The following is a 15,602-nucleotide window of genomic DNA, read 5'->3' as shown; positions in this document are numbered from 1 at the left end:
TACTCATTCTTTGCTTTGTTGTATTTCATCGTCCTGTTTTTCAGCAGGAATAATATTATAATTCATCATAGACATAAGAATGGATACTATGGGCGTTATCCAGTTAAAGAAACAGAAGGGGAGATAATGAAATGTGGAGATTCCTAAGACAGAACTTGCAAAAGCCCCACAGGTATTCCATGGTACCAACACAGAGGTTACAGTAGCACCATCTTCTAATGTTCGAGATAAGTTTCTCATATCCAGATGGCGTGCCATATATGAGGCTCGATACATCCTTCCTGGGATAACAATGGCTAAATATTGTTCTGCCGCTAATATGTTAAAGATAATACAACTCAACACGGTAGAAGCCATTAAACCTCCTGCAGAATGAACATAATTTAATATGGATTCCGCTATCTTCTGAAGCATTCCTGTGGCTTCCATTACTCCTCCAAATAACATAGCCATAATAATAAGAGAAATTGTAGAAAACATTCTTTCCATACCACCCGTAGATAATAAATCATCAAGGATGGGAACTCCACTCTCTAATTTATAACCATGATAAGCCACATGAATGATACTTTTATAATTTTTAGAAACAAATGAAGGAATTTGGTTTATACTTTCAGGATAGCCATTTTGAAAAGCAAAGGCAAGAATTCCTCCTAAAATACAACCGACAGTAAGAGCCGGTATTGCAGGTGTTTGCTTTATAGCAAGAAAAATAACAATTATGGGGACGATAAAGAAAAACCAATGAATAAAAAAATGCTCTTTTAATCCACGAATTATTTCATCCGTTTGATGAATATCCTGTCCGTAAGTATGTGAAAACAATCCAATACAAAGGAAAATAATCAGAGTTAAAGTGTAAGCAGGTATGGTTGTATTTAACATGTTCTTTATATGTCCAAAAAGATTAGTTCCGCTAACAGCAGGTGCTAAATTGGTCGTATCGGATAGGGGAGACATTTTATCTCCGAGATAGGCACCTGAAATAATAGCCCCTGCAACCAGGGGGTCTGAATAGCCCAAAGCCTTTCCAATCCCCATAAGGGCTACACCAATCGTTCCCATGGTAGACCAACTACTACCAATGGCTAATGAAATAATGGAACAAATAATGCATGCTACAATAGGAAAGGATTTGGCTGTTAATATCTGGATGCCATAATAAATAATACTTGGAACAATACCTCCTTGAATCCATAAGGCAATTGTCGCACCCACAATAAGAAGGATGATGATGGCTTCCATCGCAAGAACAATAGAATGAATGGCATTTCTCTCTATTTCTCTGTAAGAAAGCCCTAATTTTATATGCCCAATAATCCCTCCTATGATAGAGGAGATTAGAAGTGCAACCTGACACGGTCCAGAAGTAGCCTCATCTCCAAATATCCAGACATTAATAATTAACAAGGAAATGAGAAAAATACACGGGATTAATGCTAATTTTAATGTTACTTCCTGTTTCATTATTCAAAAAAATATAGAGGTTAAGATAAAAAGTGTAATTATAGTATTGATTTTAAAAAGGTATTTACAACTTGAATAGTAATGGATAAACTAAAATACAAGTATATGACTGTTTTAGAAAAAGATTAATAAATTTTATAGGATATTTTATGTTAGTAATTCGGCTATCTTTAACATAAAATCGCCTAACTTTGCCGCATATTCTGGTGAACCCTCAGTAATTAATAAACCCTGCGCCATAGCCTGAACTGTATCCACAGAATTGGTCAATACAGGTATCGCAGAGTCTATATCTGGGAAACGCATATGTACAAAAGGTTTTCGTAATGTATAGAATCCTCTTCCTGCTTTGGATTGTCCCGCTTTAATTTTTAACCAGCAGGCAATATCCTCATTATCCACAGACCATTGATATATCCGTTCCGGCTGTTTTGATGTCCATTTAACCATATCGGTATCACCGGATTTATTTAACTGACTTAAAGCAGTTGATACCATGTATAAGGTCATTTTGACTTTAATTTTTTTATCAATAGGATTTTTGGGCTTAGCATCTGGCATAAGCAATTTTAATTTTAAAAGGATACTAAACATTCTCCAGAGTAACGAAAAATTTTTGAATCCTTTAATTTTAGGTAAAACTAATTTGCCCGTAAAAAAGTCATTCATCTTTTTCAATGAACTAAAATGAAAACTAATATCAGGTTTTTCTAATAGTTCAGAGGATATTTCAAAATTCAATTTATCAAACTTTATATGTGCTCCTATAACTTGTCCATCGTTTTGTGCTGTAAACTGGACAGTTCCTTGAATATCCTTAAATCGTTCTTTAAATACAGGATGGTCTTCTAATAATACCTTTATAACAGGTAGAACTGCTTTCAAGATAATTTTTGAGATTAAAATATCTTTTTCATTTTCTACCATTAGTATTCATCCTCCCAGTCTTCTTCTTTTTCAAATTCTTTTCCAAGCAATTCCCTAACCTTTTCTACTATTCCATCTGTATCAATTTTATAATAGTGCATTAAGTCTTCCGGATAGCCGTGAGGTGTAAACTGGTCGGGTATCCCTACTTTGGTAAAGGCACAGGCTTTTCCACTTTCCGCTATTACTTCGCTAACCGCACTACCTAAACCGCCAATAACATTATGGTCTTCAAAGGTAACAATTCTTCTTGTTTCCATGAGTGCTTTTAAGATGGCTTCACGGTCAATAGGTTTAATGGTATGCATATTCAATACGCGGACCGATATACCATCTTCCCGTTCCAATATATTGGCTGCTTCTACAGCGTGATAAACAACAGCACCACAGGCTATAACCGTTACATCCGTGCCCGATTTCATTTCTACCGCTTTGCCAATCTGGAAACCATATTGGTCTGTTTGATACACGCGAGGTTCGAAACTGCGTCCAATCCGTATATATACAGGACCTTCAACTTCAACACATGCCTGAACTGCTAATGCAGTTTCTACCGCATCCGCAGGAACGATAAGTTTTATATTGGGGATAGCGCGAATAATGGAAAGGTCTTCGATGGAATGATGGGTTGTTCCCGCAGAGCCAAAGGAAGTCCCACCATGAGTTGCTATAATTTTTACATTTAGGTTTTGATAGCAGACATCCGTCCTTAAAAACTCTACCGCACGCATGGATGCAAAAACGGAGAATGTAGAAACAAAAGGTAGAAGTCCTACCTTGGCTAAACCTGCCGCAACGCCAAACATATTTTGTTCAGCTATTCCTAAGTTAAAAAAACGCTCAGGGAATTTTTCCCCGAATTTACCAATTTTGGTAGATTTGGCTAAGTCTGCAGAAAGACCCACTATTTTGGGATTCATTTTTCCCAATTCGCTTAAAACAAGTCCGTATGTTTCTGCTTGGGTCATTTTGTCGGCATCATATACCGTCCATGTTAAACCTCCCACAGGGCTCATATTACTTCTCCTCTTCATTATTAGGGTTTATTTTAAGGTACATCTGGATACATTTTATCTATGGAAAGTTTTGCTTTTTCTGCTTGTTCAGCGTTAAGTCCGCCATAATGCCATGCCGGATTATTTTCCATAAAATCAACACCTTTGCCTTTGATGGTATCACATATAATCATAGAAGGCCCTTCGGTATGTTTAAGTGCCTTATCTATAGCATTGCATATCTGGACCATATCATGACCATTAATAACCTGTGTATACCAACCAAAGGCTTCCCATTTTTTATCAATAGGTTCTAAACTCATAACCGACTCAGTAGGTCCATCTATCATCATGTGATTGCGGTCTAAAAAACCGATAAGATTGCTGGTCTTATAGTGATTTGCCGCCATGGCCGACTCCCAGATTGAACCTTCGTTACATTCCCCATCACCAAGAACCGCATAAATTTTCCAATCTTTCTTTAATACGCGGGCACCTAAAGCCATTCCCAATGCTTGAGAAAGACCATGTCCCATAGAACCGGTTGATGCTTCAACTCCCGTAGCTTTTTTAGAATCTAAATGCATACCAAAAGCAGACCCAAATTGATTGAATTCTTTTAGTAATTCAAAATCAAAGTAACCACGGTTCGCAAGAATGACAGCATGTCCTACACCCCCATGTCCTTTACTCAATACAAGACGGTCCCTGTCTTCCCACGATGGATTTTTAGGGTCTATTCGCATATATTTCCAGTAAAGAACGACCATAAAATCCACCATACTTAAAGACCCACCGATATGGCTTCCACCTGACCAATGGGTAACATCGACGATGTCTTTTCTTATCTTTTTAGCAATGGTTTTTAGTTCTTTGTGTTCTTGTTCTGTTAAGGGCATAATTGAATACTCCTCTACAAATCTTTTTTATATTATATAGATGATTTTAAAACCTTAAATGCTTCCTCGCAAATATTCCATGTTTTTTGGATATCGGCATCAGTATGAGCCATAGATAAGAACCAATTGTGGTGGGAAGTAAAGAAGGCTCCTCGTTTTGTGCATTCTGCACACCATCTTTGATGAAGTTGTAGACTGGGGTCATCTGTAATTCGATAGTATGCCATAGCAGGGTGCCCTGTAACTTTTAAATTAAATCCATAATCTTTGGCTAACTTAATTAAACCTTCATTAAACTTATTTCCCAATTGCTCAAGATATTCGGGTGCTTTTAATCTTTTTAATTCTTGAAGATTGGCTATTGCAGCTGCCATAAAAGCAGCAGAATACCAATAACTACCGGTATGAAATACTTTGGATGCGGTTACTTTTAATTCTTCTTTGCCTACAAGGGCAGATATAGGATAGCCATTACCAATGGCTTTACAAAAACATATTAAGTCAGGTTTAAATTTGAAATATTCATTAGAACCGCCTAAATGAAGTCGAAAACCCGCCCGAACATCATCACTGATTAAAACAACACCATGTTTTTTCAATAACTTCTGAACGCTATCCCAATAACCTTCTGCGGGATATTCATTATCTGCAAACACAGGATGATGATATGGAGAGGATATAAAACCAGCAACCTGCCCATAGTTTTCTTCTAATGCTTGTTCCAGTGCCTTCAAATCATTCCAGGGAATCCGAATAACATTGGCTACATCTTCTTCGGTGACCCCGGGATGACCAATCCCCTGCATCCAGGGCGCTGTTCCGTGATACCCTCCTTTGATGGCTATAATTTTTTTTCTGCCTGTCTCTGCACGGGCTATCATCACTGCATAGTTCGTTACATCGGCTCCATTCTTAGCAAAAAATGCCCAATCCGCTACAGGAATTAAATCAACTAAAAACTCTGCTAACTCTACCATTTTTGTAGAAGCAATACTATTGGCGTCGGCCTGTTTCAATTGATTTATAAATGCTTCATCTACTACAGGGTTGTGATAGCCCATAATCATCGGACCATAAGCACACATATAATCAATAAATTCATTTCCATCTACATCCCAGAATCTGCACCCATCAGCACGAGTGCTGAAAAAGGGATAAGCATTTGTCGGAACACAGGGAGCTGGACTGAAATGTCCGTATACCCCACAAGGAATAACACGAGTTGCTCTTTCAAACCATTTTTGACTTTCCGAATAGTTGTAAACTTGCATAAATACAACTCCTTTACTGTTTAAGAAATATATTGCGTAATTCGCCCTAAAACCAGTCCTACATTATCAATAATAGGTATGATTCCGGAAATATGAATTTTCCCCAATCCTAAACCCGCAAATGTATCTAATTTGTTTGTAAGCAAAAGTTTGGTAGTTTCAAGGTCCTTTAAACTCAAAACGGAACTAATATTTTGTTCTGATAATGGGTCAACATATTTCCATTTACCATCTACATATCCAAAATATACTGCAAAATTAATACTTTCTATACTTACTTTTAATATTCCCGGAGGTGTGCCTGCAAGTATTTTTTTAGATACTTCTTCTTTTTCAGCAAGAACTTCGGCAGAACGCAGGGCTGTTTTAAGTTGGAGTATCGCATATATTTTTTTCTCTTCTTCGGTATAGTTTTGCGGTCCTTTTAAATAATACTCTAATCGTTTGGTAAGTGCATCAAAATTTTTCTTTAGAAAAGAAATCCGTGTAAAACCTTTTAATAAGAAAGGGAGTTTCCCTTGTTCAAAAACTTGTACTACATGTTCAGGGCTCATAAGAAGAATGTGGATGGTAGGATTATCCACTTTTTCAGGAGAATACGAAATTTCTCCGTTTTCAATCTTTAAAAAAGTTTTTTCTCCATTTCGAAGTGAAAAGAAAATTTTCTCGTTGGCAGATTGAATTAAATCTTTTGCAGGTTTGTCTAACTGAACGAGGTCAACAAGAGATGGTAATACAGCCTTTAAATAAATCGAGGCTTTAATGGTGTTTTGAATGTTACCTGATTCTGTTTTACAGAAAGGACAGGATAATGTTCCCATATCTTATACCCTTTAATTGTTTTTATTGAATTTTATATTTATGAATAATATTACAAAAATGATGGCCCTTTTACAAATTTTTATTTGTGGTTTTGGTCTGAGGGTTTGTTTATTTTCAAGATTTGTGTTTCTTTAAATTGAACGAGGCTTCTACATTCAGGATATTTCGGCAAGAATTGATTATATGTATCGCGAATGATTTTTAAATCCTCTTCTATATTTCCTGTTGGTATTAACGCAACACCAGAATTTCCAACTCTCTTAGTTTTATAATCCCAGAAGCCGAAAACAATAGGAACTTTTGCATGATAGGCAATATGATAAAAACCGCTTTTCCAATGGTCGCTAAATTCCCTTGTGCCTTCAGGTGCAATAGCGAGAACCACTTGTTCATTTCCTTCAAAAAGTTCAACTGCCTGTTCTACAAATCGATGAGGTGTAGAACGGTCTACGGGAATTCCTCCAATTCTTTTCAAAAACCAACCAAAAATACCTTTGAATAAAGAACCTTTGCCTAACCAATTTCCACGAACCCTTAATGCAAAACTACATAAAATTCCTACCAATCCATCCCAATTAGATGTATGAGGTGCAAAAATAACAACATATTTAGGGTAGGGAGGAGGAGGACCTTGTACCTTCCAACCCAATAATCTTAAAATTAATGTTGCTCCTGCACCTAAAAAAAATTTACTTTGCCTGCTCTTGCTTTAATCATATAAATTTACCTTACATTACAATAGTTTAACATCTAACAGTTATATTATAAACAATAAATTAAACCTTATTGCAAAAAAAATAATAAAAGGGGCAATTCATGAATTGCCCCTACAAATTTTTTTGTTTTTTCGCCATTACAAAATATTTTCAGCAAATTCTCTGTGTTCTTCTTTGTCTTCTATGAATAAAAATTCTATGTATATACATTTAAAGTATGAAATGTATATTTTTTACGACCTTTGCATTAATGATACTTATTTTTATTTGTGTTTGTTAGTATGATTCGAGATCAGAAAAAAAGCACAGACGAAATATCTGTCCTAAAGGAAGAACAAAAAATATTTTACCCTTATATGTTGTATGTCTTATAAAAAGGATTATAAATGTGTTTTTGAGGATAAATAAGAAATTATAAGTTGTCAGTCCCTTTTATCCATTTTATTTTATCTATTTCGATTGTTTTATTTTCCCTATCCATTCCTACACTCATAGAGAACACTATTCGGTATATTCGATTTGACACGCTCAACCATCGGATTGTTCCATATGTTTGAGCATGTAGACCCAACTGTTACTTAAATCAGTTTGCAAAAATTCTTAAAATATTACAAATAAAGTCTGGTAATTTTTGGTTTGAAGAGGAAATCTTAACAGAACCACTTTCCAAATTACTAAAATCACTAACACAGGTTTTGTTAATTCTTGCAATAACCCAATAAAATTTTGTTATCGTTTTCCCATGAGGATTACACATATCATTGCAATTTGATGAACATCCACAAGTAGTTTTATTCTGCTCTTGAGGTTCAATGATTATTATGTCTTCATAATAGAGGTTACTTGTCCATGGTGATATAGGAACAGCAGATGCGAGGTTATTTTCATCGTTCCTGTAAACACGATATTCTACGGCTCCCGGGGAAGAATTCCATGAGATAAAAATTTTGTCAGGGTAAATTCCATCAGTAGCAGAAATTCCTGAAGGAGGTGACGGCTTATTACAAGTAACAGTTATTTTATGTCTTATCGGGCTGCTATCTATTTCCTGGTCATTTACAACAAGTTGGAATTCATAAGTTCCTTCTATGTCTGCTGTAAAATTAATAATTTTTGCCGTGGGGTTTAATAAAGCAACAGAACTTCCTGTCGGTATAGAAACAATAGACCACTTATATTTCAATTCAGTTACATCCATGTCAGAATCATAACTATCTGAACCATCCAGAATTATTTCATCTCCAATAAATGCTGTTTCAGGTCCTTTAATAACAGCCACAGGAGAACGATTGATACATGTAATCTGGAAGTTTACTGTGTTACTTCTTAAGAAACCATCATTGACAACAAGTGTCCCCTGATAGAAGCCCTTTTTGTCTATGTTTAATGTGATAGTCGGTTGGTCTGCATTTTGTATTATTACTGCACTGTTTTCGGGTTTTGACAATAATATCCATTCATAGTAAATAGGAGTGTTGTCTACATCATAACTATCTGAACCATCAATAGTAACAATATCCCCCACATGTACCTGAAAATTATCTTGTTTCAATTGAGCCACAGGAGGATTGTTTGTGGTACTGACTCTAACGAGAACAGGTTTGCTGAATAGTTTCCCATCGGAGACGATTAACTGTATCTCATAATCGCCTTCCACATCAGGTATAAAGTAAGGTTTGGGTGAATTCGCATCAAAAAGTTCTGCCTGACTTCCAACAGGTTTTGATATGATTTCCCAGATATAAACTAACTCATCATTATTGGGGTCATAACTGGAACTTGCATCAAGATAACACTGTGTCCCTACTACTGCATTTCTATCTGTCCCTGCAATTGCTACAGGAGCCACATTCCCTGTGGAAAGAGAAATTTTTGTTATATCCGATGTTGTCTTTCCATCGTTAACTTGAAGTTCAATAGTATAAGTTCCTTCTTTGTCAATATACAATCGTGTTGTAGGTTCTGTTAATGAACTTAAAGTAGTTTGACTATCATTAGGTCGGAAAGATAACTGCCATTGATATGTAATAGTATCTCCATCGGGGTCATAACTACCTGTCCCATCTATTGTTACTTCATCGCCTATTTTTATTATCTGAGGGGCAGATATGATTGCTATTGGTGGGACATTAAGAGTCCTGAGAACGATTTCCGAACGAACTACAGAGGAATATGGGTCTGATACAAGTAATTCAATAGAATAATATCCCGGGTAATCGGGTATGAAGGAACAAATAGACTCAACGTTATTACTTAATTCCGTTTTACTCCGTTTGGGTTTATCGAGGAGTTTCCAGTTAAAGGAAAGTTCATCTCCATCCGGGTCGTAACTTAAAGATGCATCTAAAACATTAGTAGTTCCAATTTCAAGATATTCAGAAGAAATTATAGTAATTACGGGTTGACGATTTTCCGTAGTAATTATTGCTATAACCGGATTACTCCACATATTTCCATCGTAAACTTGAAGTTGCACTTGATAATCCCCATGACGGTCAGGTATCAGTTGTGTTATAACTTCTGCAGGATTGGATAATTGAGCAAAACTTCCCTGAGGTTTAGCAATGAGTGTCCATTGATAACCCTTGATAGTATCTCCATCGGGGTCATAACTATCTTCTGCGGAGAGAGGTACAGGGCTATTTATAAACCCCTGTGTTTCGGATTGAATTATCGCTACAGGGCGTTGATTAGAAATTTCTGCAGTAATAACGCAAGAAGCATTACCTCCCCATGGGTCTGATATCGTAACTTGAATCTCATAAGTTCCTTTACGGTCAGGTGTGAATGTAAATTCAGGTTCTGTTGAGTTTATAGAACCTATCGTGCTTTCTACTGGTTTTGAAATAATTTTCCAGGAATATGTAAGAGGGTCATTTTCTGGGTCATCTGTTTCAGGTAATGGTATGGTTAAAGGTTGCCCTACAGAACCTGTTATAGGTTGTTCCGGACATTGTATTTCGGGAGAACTATTCGTTGCTGTAATTTGTGAGGTTACTAACTCACCCGATTCAAAACCGTCATTTATTTGAAGAGTAACACTGTATTTCCCTGGGACATCTGTTTTTAGCCCAGCTATATTATTTTGAATTAAATAAATCTCTGCGCTACTTAATATAGGTCGGGATAGAAGTTCCCAATTAAAAGTAAGTGGGTCATTATCTGAATCAGAACTTTGTGTAGCATCGAAAAGAACCGTTTCACCATGAGGAATTTCAATAGCACTGGGGGTTACAATTGTTTGGGGTTTCCTGTTTACACATTGTATAGAGATGGTTTTATCTGTTTTTTCATAAGTATCGGAAACCTCAAGTTTCAATGTATAAGTGCCTCGTTTATCGGATATAAAACTAATTTCGGGTTGTGATGTTGAACTAAGTATTGAATTACTTCCCGCAGGTGCTGATACCAATCGCCATTGATATGATAATGGGTCATTATCTATGTCAAAAGTTGCTGATGCAGAAATAGAAACATTGGTATTCAAATAAACAGGGGTCGGAAAATTAATCGCAATTTCAGGGAGATGATTATAAACATCTAATTGCCATTGCATAAACGAATTATCAAAGCCATCTGAAATGTACAATATAAATTCATATTGACCTAATAAGTCCGGTGTAATTGTTACAATATTATTTAAAACCCCCTGAAGAGATACACGACTGTTATCAGGTTTTTTTACCAATTTCCAAAGAAAGTTTATTTCATCTCCGTCCGGGTCTATTACTGATGACGCATCTAATGTAACAATATCACGAGGCCGTGCTTTCTGTGGACCATTAATTATAATTTCAGGTAGACGATTAATGACTTCAATAATAACAGTATCGGGTTCACTTTGTGCAAAACCGTCTGAAACAATAAGTTGTGCAATATAGGTTCCTGGAAGGTCGGGAATTAAAATAGGATTTGCAGTATTTGCATTTCTTAGATATTCAAAACTATCAAAAGGTTTACTAATAAGACTCCATGAATAATTAATTCGGTCCCCATTAGGGTCGTAGGAACCTGTCCCATCAAGAGTAATAGATGATGGACGATATACATTTGTTATATCTTCTCCTGCATTGGCTATAGGAGGCTGATTTTCTAATGATTCTGATTGAAATTCTACGATATATGAGTTATAACCAGATTTGTCAACAAAGTGTAAGGAGGGTTTTTCAAGGTCATGTTTATGACTCGTATTCGTAGGTCTACTGACCCAATAATTTGCAGATGGAATAACACTCATATCTATTCTTCGGATACGAAGAATAACGGCATTTTCAGGAACATCTTCTGGAAAATTGGAATGTAAATAAACATAATCAGTCTGTTGTAAAGAGGTGTAAGAAATTCCGTATTCTTTGGGGGAATTTCTTGTAGGCACCCATACAGGATTTGATGGTGCGGAAATACTTAAAGTTTTTCCATCAGGTAAATAAATATTGTCAGGTATTCTTTGTCCATCATTATCATCGTTGCTAAGCAATCCAGTAATTATTGAAGCATTATCTCCTGTAATTTCAATAGTATGGATTAAATCGTGATACTGTTCCTTTGTTATAAGAGGTAATGGACTTCCCTTATCATTTTTATATGTCCATCGAGAGTTTAGATTCCATTTATTGGAAAGAGGTGGAGATAGAAAATACCATAGATAGGAAAGAGCCTGTTCTTTTTCAAAAGAAAGGTTGTTGTAAGTTAATTGTGGATAATTTGTTTTTATTCCGTTTATTTTCGTTTGAATTAAAGACAAAGACGCAATACTACCCGTTTCATGTATGTATTGAATATCCTCCCATTCAAATTTTACAGGATAATTAATATTACCTGACGGGGAAGATAGAATGGCTAATGGGAGGACTGTTTCTTGAGGGTTTTCTGCACTGGATGAAATTTGCAACTCGTGTATTTGCGGGGAAAATACATGCTCCGTTAATATCGGTTGAGAAAGGATTTTTATAGGTAGTGGGGGAGAGGATATATCCCATGTTCCCTGTAAAGAAGTAATATAAATTTGTGCAGACAAACTAATTTCAGATGTAGGATTCTCCCAAAATTCATTTAACGGATAAACCAGCCATTGTTTTTTCTTTATACTATCTTTTGACATGGTTGTTTTATTCAAATTAGATAATTCATAAATCTGAAACAGAGATGTTATATCTTCTCCATTTTCCGTATTTTTAATTTGCCATTGAATATTCATTTGCTCATAAAGTCCTATCTGATTGGCTACTCTCATTGTGATAGGTAAGACCTCGCCGGTAGATAGTGTCATTTGTCCCGTTGAATAGGAAAGAATGGGTACTTCTTGATTAGATTGATTATCGAGTAGTAATACTTGAATGTTTATTGGAACAATGACTGTCTCAGGCTTTGTTTCTTTTATTTGATATAGGTCTCCATAGACAGGGGTATAATCAGGACATAAAGCCCCCGTATTCCATAAAGGTATTACCATGAATTGTGACATGTTTTTATTATTTATTTGTTCCGAGAAAGTAATACCTGTCAAAACTGATGAAGAACATATAGAATCAAAGTCAAAAAATTCTGAAACTTGTGTAATAACAGGAATATTAATGGAAGATTGAGGTTCGATGGTCCCTAAATATTGCACAGGATACTGTGTATTTAATAAATCAGTTTGATATGGATATAAATATACATCATGTACAGGATTGTTCCCTTGATTCGTAATGGAAAGAGTAGAATAATAAGGTGAACCCGTGGTGATAAAAGGAATATAACCTGGTGATATTGTTAATGCAGAAGTATTGTTCGGTTCCAGTGTGGATGTATTTGATATTGAAGTGAGGTAAGGGTTCTGATTCTCATCAATAGTATAACACCAGAATTGTTCCGATGAGAAAGGTTCTAAATGAATGTCAATTGTTTCATGAGTATTTTTTAAATGGGATATAAAATAGGTTTGACTTTCAAATCCTTCGCTCATTACAACTATAGAAAAAGGTGTTTCTGGAAGGTGGTTTACTTCAATCTTTCCATCGTTATTTGTTTTAGAAGAATAGAGAACAGTACTTTCATTAACGATAGAAACATCTGCATTATGGATGGATTCATTCGTATATTTGTTTAAAACATTTATTGTTAAACTTTTTGTGGTATCTGGAATAATTTTTACAGGAATAGAAACATTTAACCCAGATTGAAAATTTATAGAAAGAGAGGTATTTATAGGTTCGGGTATTTCAATAAAAGGGATGCCTACCTGTAAAGAAACAAAATAACTTTCACCTGCGGGAATATTGTAAATTGCATTTGGACTAACTAAATGAATATTAGGATTATTAGGCTCTAATTGTATCTGAGCAGGTCCCGAGTCTTTTCCACCTGGGTTTTTTAGTTCTATCGTATAAAATTGGGTTTCCCCAATAACCAAAGGCAGAGAAACCTCTTCAGGCATAGATGTAATTATCGTTTGATAGGGTTTGGGACTAATATCGTATTGAGCCGTAGCGCGAGTTCCTGAATTACTTTGCAAACTAAGTGTTATAGGAAAATTATTTTGTGTTGTTGGCTTTGAATACAGAACAAGTTTGCAAGTTTCCTTAGATTGACCTTGTATGGAAGATGGAATAACATAATCATAATTCCAATCAGAGGGTATTCCCGTTACTACGAATGTTAATTGTTTTTCTTCCGTATCTCCTAAATTAATAATATCAAAAGGAATAGTATATATTTTATCAGGGATAACTTCAAGGGAATAATTTGTAGGAGTTATGGTAAGTCCCCGCAATGAGACTTCTTTAGTAATAGGATAATCTTCTTCCCTTGCATCTTTGGCTGAAATGCTGTATATTCCTCCTTCCGTGTTTGATACAGGGTAATATGTATAGTATATGTTCCCTTCTGAGTCCGTAGTAAATGAGTTTGTTTCTGAAAATCCTCGATGGGTAATTTGTAAAATAATTTGTTTCCCTACAGCAGGTTGTAGATTTTCAGGATTATATGCATACACTCTAATAGGAATAGGTATCCCTGTATTTCCTTCTGTTATATCTGTAGTGAGTTGAAAATCATATTCTCGGGGTTGTATTTGTATGATTTCGATAACCCCAATATTATTACCCATTGACTCTTCATAAACAGTCTTTGTTTTGTTAAGGTAAGTAAGAATATAAAAATTACCAGATATGGAGGAAGGTAATTTTGCTTTTAATGTATTTGTATATTGTTCCCCTACAGAAACAGAAGTATTATTGGTAATACAAGTTATTTCAATATCTGTTTCGTCAAGCCGTTCATCGTTGGATAAGTAGAAACAATCAATCCAACTTTTATTGTCGATATTTACAAAACCTGTATTTTGAGCTGTATATTTAATTGTTATAACTCCTTGAGAAAAAGGTGTCGTGGGCGTAACTGTCCCTGAAATAAAAGCAAGGTCTGGTTTTGGAACAGGTGTTAAATATATTTTAGAGATACTTGTTGTAATTTGGTCCCCAGTTGTTCTGTATATACCATAACCCGAAATTTCTTGTATACCCTCCGTTTCAGGAGACACACGAACGGAAAAAGAGAAAGTAATTCCTCCAGATGGGACAAATATCCATGCAAATTCTATTTGACCCGTTTCTGTATCAAAATAATATATAGGAGGAGGAGACCCGGAAATAAATTTCACAAACTGCCAATACTTAGGTAAAAATACTTTTGCCCCTAATGCGGTAATTTCCAGAGGATTTAAATATGAAATATTTACTTCAAATTCCATTTCTTGTTCAGGGGAGTATAGGTCGCCCGATTTTGAAGATATATTAAATGAAACGGATTCCGAAGACCCTTCTCCTTCGAATGTTCCCTCCCCTTCAATACCTTCAAGACTTCCTTCCACTATACCTTCTCCTTCAAATGTTCCTTCTCCTTCACTACCTTCAGTGCTACCTTCAACTATCCCTTCCCCTTCGATTTGACCTTCAGTAATCGGACAATCAAAATAGGAGACAATAGGTTCTGTTTTTTGAGGGTCCCCAGATAATCCATAAATACCAGTTCCTGTAATGGATTGATTTCCCCCACTAATAGGTTGTGCAAATCTTAAACGAAATGTAAAAGAAACAGGAAAAGATGGAACAAAAATCCAGCCAAATTCTAAGATTCCAGAGGCACCTATTGAAGGCTGCAATGGAGGTGCAGAACCACTTATGACTGCTTCAAAAACAAGCCCATCAGGGACTATTTCTTCTACTCCTAATGTAAGCAGGGGCTCTTCTCCCGAATATGTTAATTCAACAGATACATCAAGAAAAGAGTCTACAGCACAATCTGGGTTTTGCGATAAACTTTGGGTAATATTTAGTCCATCTTGTTTTTCTATTATTTTTTGTTCAGCATTTAATTCTGAAAAGCCTGGATGAGTGAATAAAAAGAGAAAAATTAATAATGATAAAAGAAAAAAACATAAATTTTTTCTGAATATTTTGTTATTGATATAAAGAAAATCTTTCATCAAAAATAACCTTGTTTTATTTTCAGTTGAATAATCAA

The 15,602-nt window shown here is 35.5% G+C and carries 8 protein-coding genes; all 8 read right to left on the bottom strand.

Features of this window, described 5'->3' with window-relative positions; all coding sequences use genetic code 11:
• Nucleotides 1-3: 3 nt before the first annotated feature.
• Nucleotides 4-1,467 (bottom strand): Na+/H+ antiporter NhaC, encoded by a 1,464-nt coding sequence (gene nhaC / locus PLA12_01255; GenBank protein ID HOQ31117.1) that lies wholly within the window; start codon nucleotides 1,465-1,467, stop codon nucleotides 4-6.
• 147 nt (nucleotides 1,468-1,614) lie between these two features.
• Nucleotides 1,615-2,394, bottom strand: a complete 780-nt coding sequence (locus tag PLA12_01250; GenBank protein HOQ31116.1) for a hypothetical protein — start codon at nucleotides 2,392-2,394, stop codon at nucleotides 1,615-1,617.
• The gene (locus tag PLA12_01245) at nucleotides 2,394-3,410 is read right to left on the bottom strand and encodes a transketolase C-terminal domain-containing protein (GenBank protein HOQ31115.1); all 1,017 of its coding nucleotides are present in this window, start codon (nucleotides 3,408-3,410) and stop codon (nucleotides 2,394-2,396) included. The genes PLA12_01250 and PLA12_01245 overlap by 1 nt, the downstream gene beginning before the upstream one ends.
• Before the next feature lie 32 nt (nucleotides 3,411-3,442).
• On the bottom strand, nucleotides 3,443-4,288 hold the full coding sequence (locus PLA12_01240; protein ID HOQ31114.1) for a transketolase: 846 nt from the start codon (nucleotides 4,286-4,288) through the stop codon (nucleotides 3,443-3,445).
• Nucleotides 4,289-4,320: 32 nt separating this feature from the next.
• On the bottom strand, nucleotides 4,321-5,559 hold the full coding sequence (locus PLA12_01235) for an aminotransferase class III-fold pyridoxal phosphate-dependent enzyme (protein HOQ31113.1): 1,239 nt from the start codon (nucleotides 5,557-5,559) through the stop codon (nucleotides 4,321-4,323).
• 20 nt (nucleotides 5,560-5,579) lie between these two features.
• The gene (locus tag PLA12_01230) at nucleotides 5,580-6,380 is read right to left on the bottom strand and encodes a hypothetical protein (GenBank protein ID HOQ31112.1); all 801 of its coding nucleotides are present in this window, start codon (nucleotides 6,378-6,380) and stop codon (nucleotides 5,580-5,582) included.
• An 80-nt stretch (nucleotides 6,381-6,460) separates the two neighbouring features.
• Nucleotides 6,461-7,030: a 1-acyl-sn-glycerol-3-phosphate acyltransferase gene (locus PLA12_01225; protein HOQ31111.1), complete on the bottom strand. Its 570-nt coding sequence runs from the start codon at nucleotides 7,028-7,030 to the stop codon at nucleotides 6,461-6,463.
• A gap of 650 nt (nucleotides 7,031-7,680) precedes the next feature.
• Nucleotides 7,681-15,564: a PKD domain-containing protein gene (locus tag PLA12_01220; protein ID HOQ31110.1), complete on the bottom strand. Its 7,884-nt coding sequence runs from the start codon at nucleotides 15,562-15,564 to the stop codon at nucleotides 7,681-7,683.
• Nucleotides 15,565-15,602 lie beyond the last annotated feature (38 nt).

Source organism: Candidatus Hydrogenedens sp., from assembly GCA_035378955.1.
In the GTDB taxonomy this organism is placed as follows: Bacteria; Hydrogenedentota; Hydrogenedentia; order Hydrogenedentales; family Hydrogenedentaceae; genus Hydrogenedens.
The sequence above is the reverse complement of the archived record's forward strand: the minus strand, read 5'-3'. Positions and strand labels throughout refer to the sequence as shown.

Bases quoted from the DNA above. Each gene is read 5' to 3' on its own strand.
- PLA12_01235 (HOQ31113.1), bottom strand. From the start codon at position 5,559: ATGCAAGTTTACAACTATTCGGAAAGTCAAAAATGGTTTGAAAGAGCA.
- PLA12_01250 (HOQ31116.1), bottom strand. From the start codon at position 2,394: ATGGTAGAAAATGAAAAAGATATTTTAATCTCAAAAATTATCTTGAAA.
- nhaC (HOQ31117.1), bottom strand. From the start codon at position 1,467: ATGAAACAGGAAGTAACATTAAAATTAGCATTAATCCCGTGTATTTTT.
- PLA12_01240 (HOQ31114.1), bottom strand. From the start codon at position 4,288: ATGCCCTTAACAGAACAAGAACACAAAGAACTAAAAACCATTGCTAAA.
- PLA12_01220 (HOQ31110.1), bottom strand. From the start codon at position 15,564: ATGAAAGATTTTCTTTATATCAATAACAAAATATTCAGAAAAAATTTA.
- PLA12_01245 (HOQ31115.1), bottom strand. From the start codon at position 3,410: ATGAGCCCTGTGGGAGGTTTAACATGGACGGTATATGATGCCGACAAA.
- PLA12_01230 (HOQ31112.1), bottom strand. From the start codon at position 6,380: ATGGGAACATTATCCTGTCCTTTCTGTAAAACAGAATCAGGTAACATT.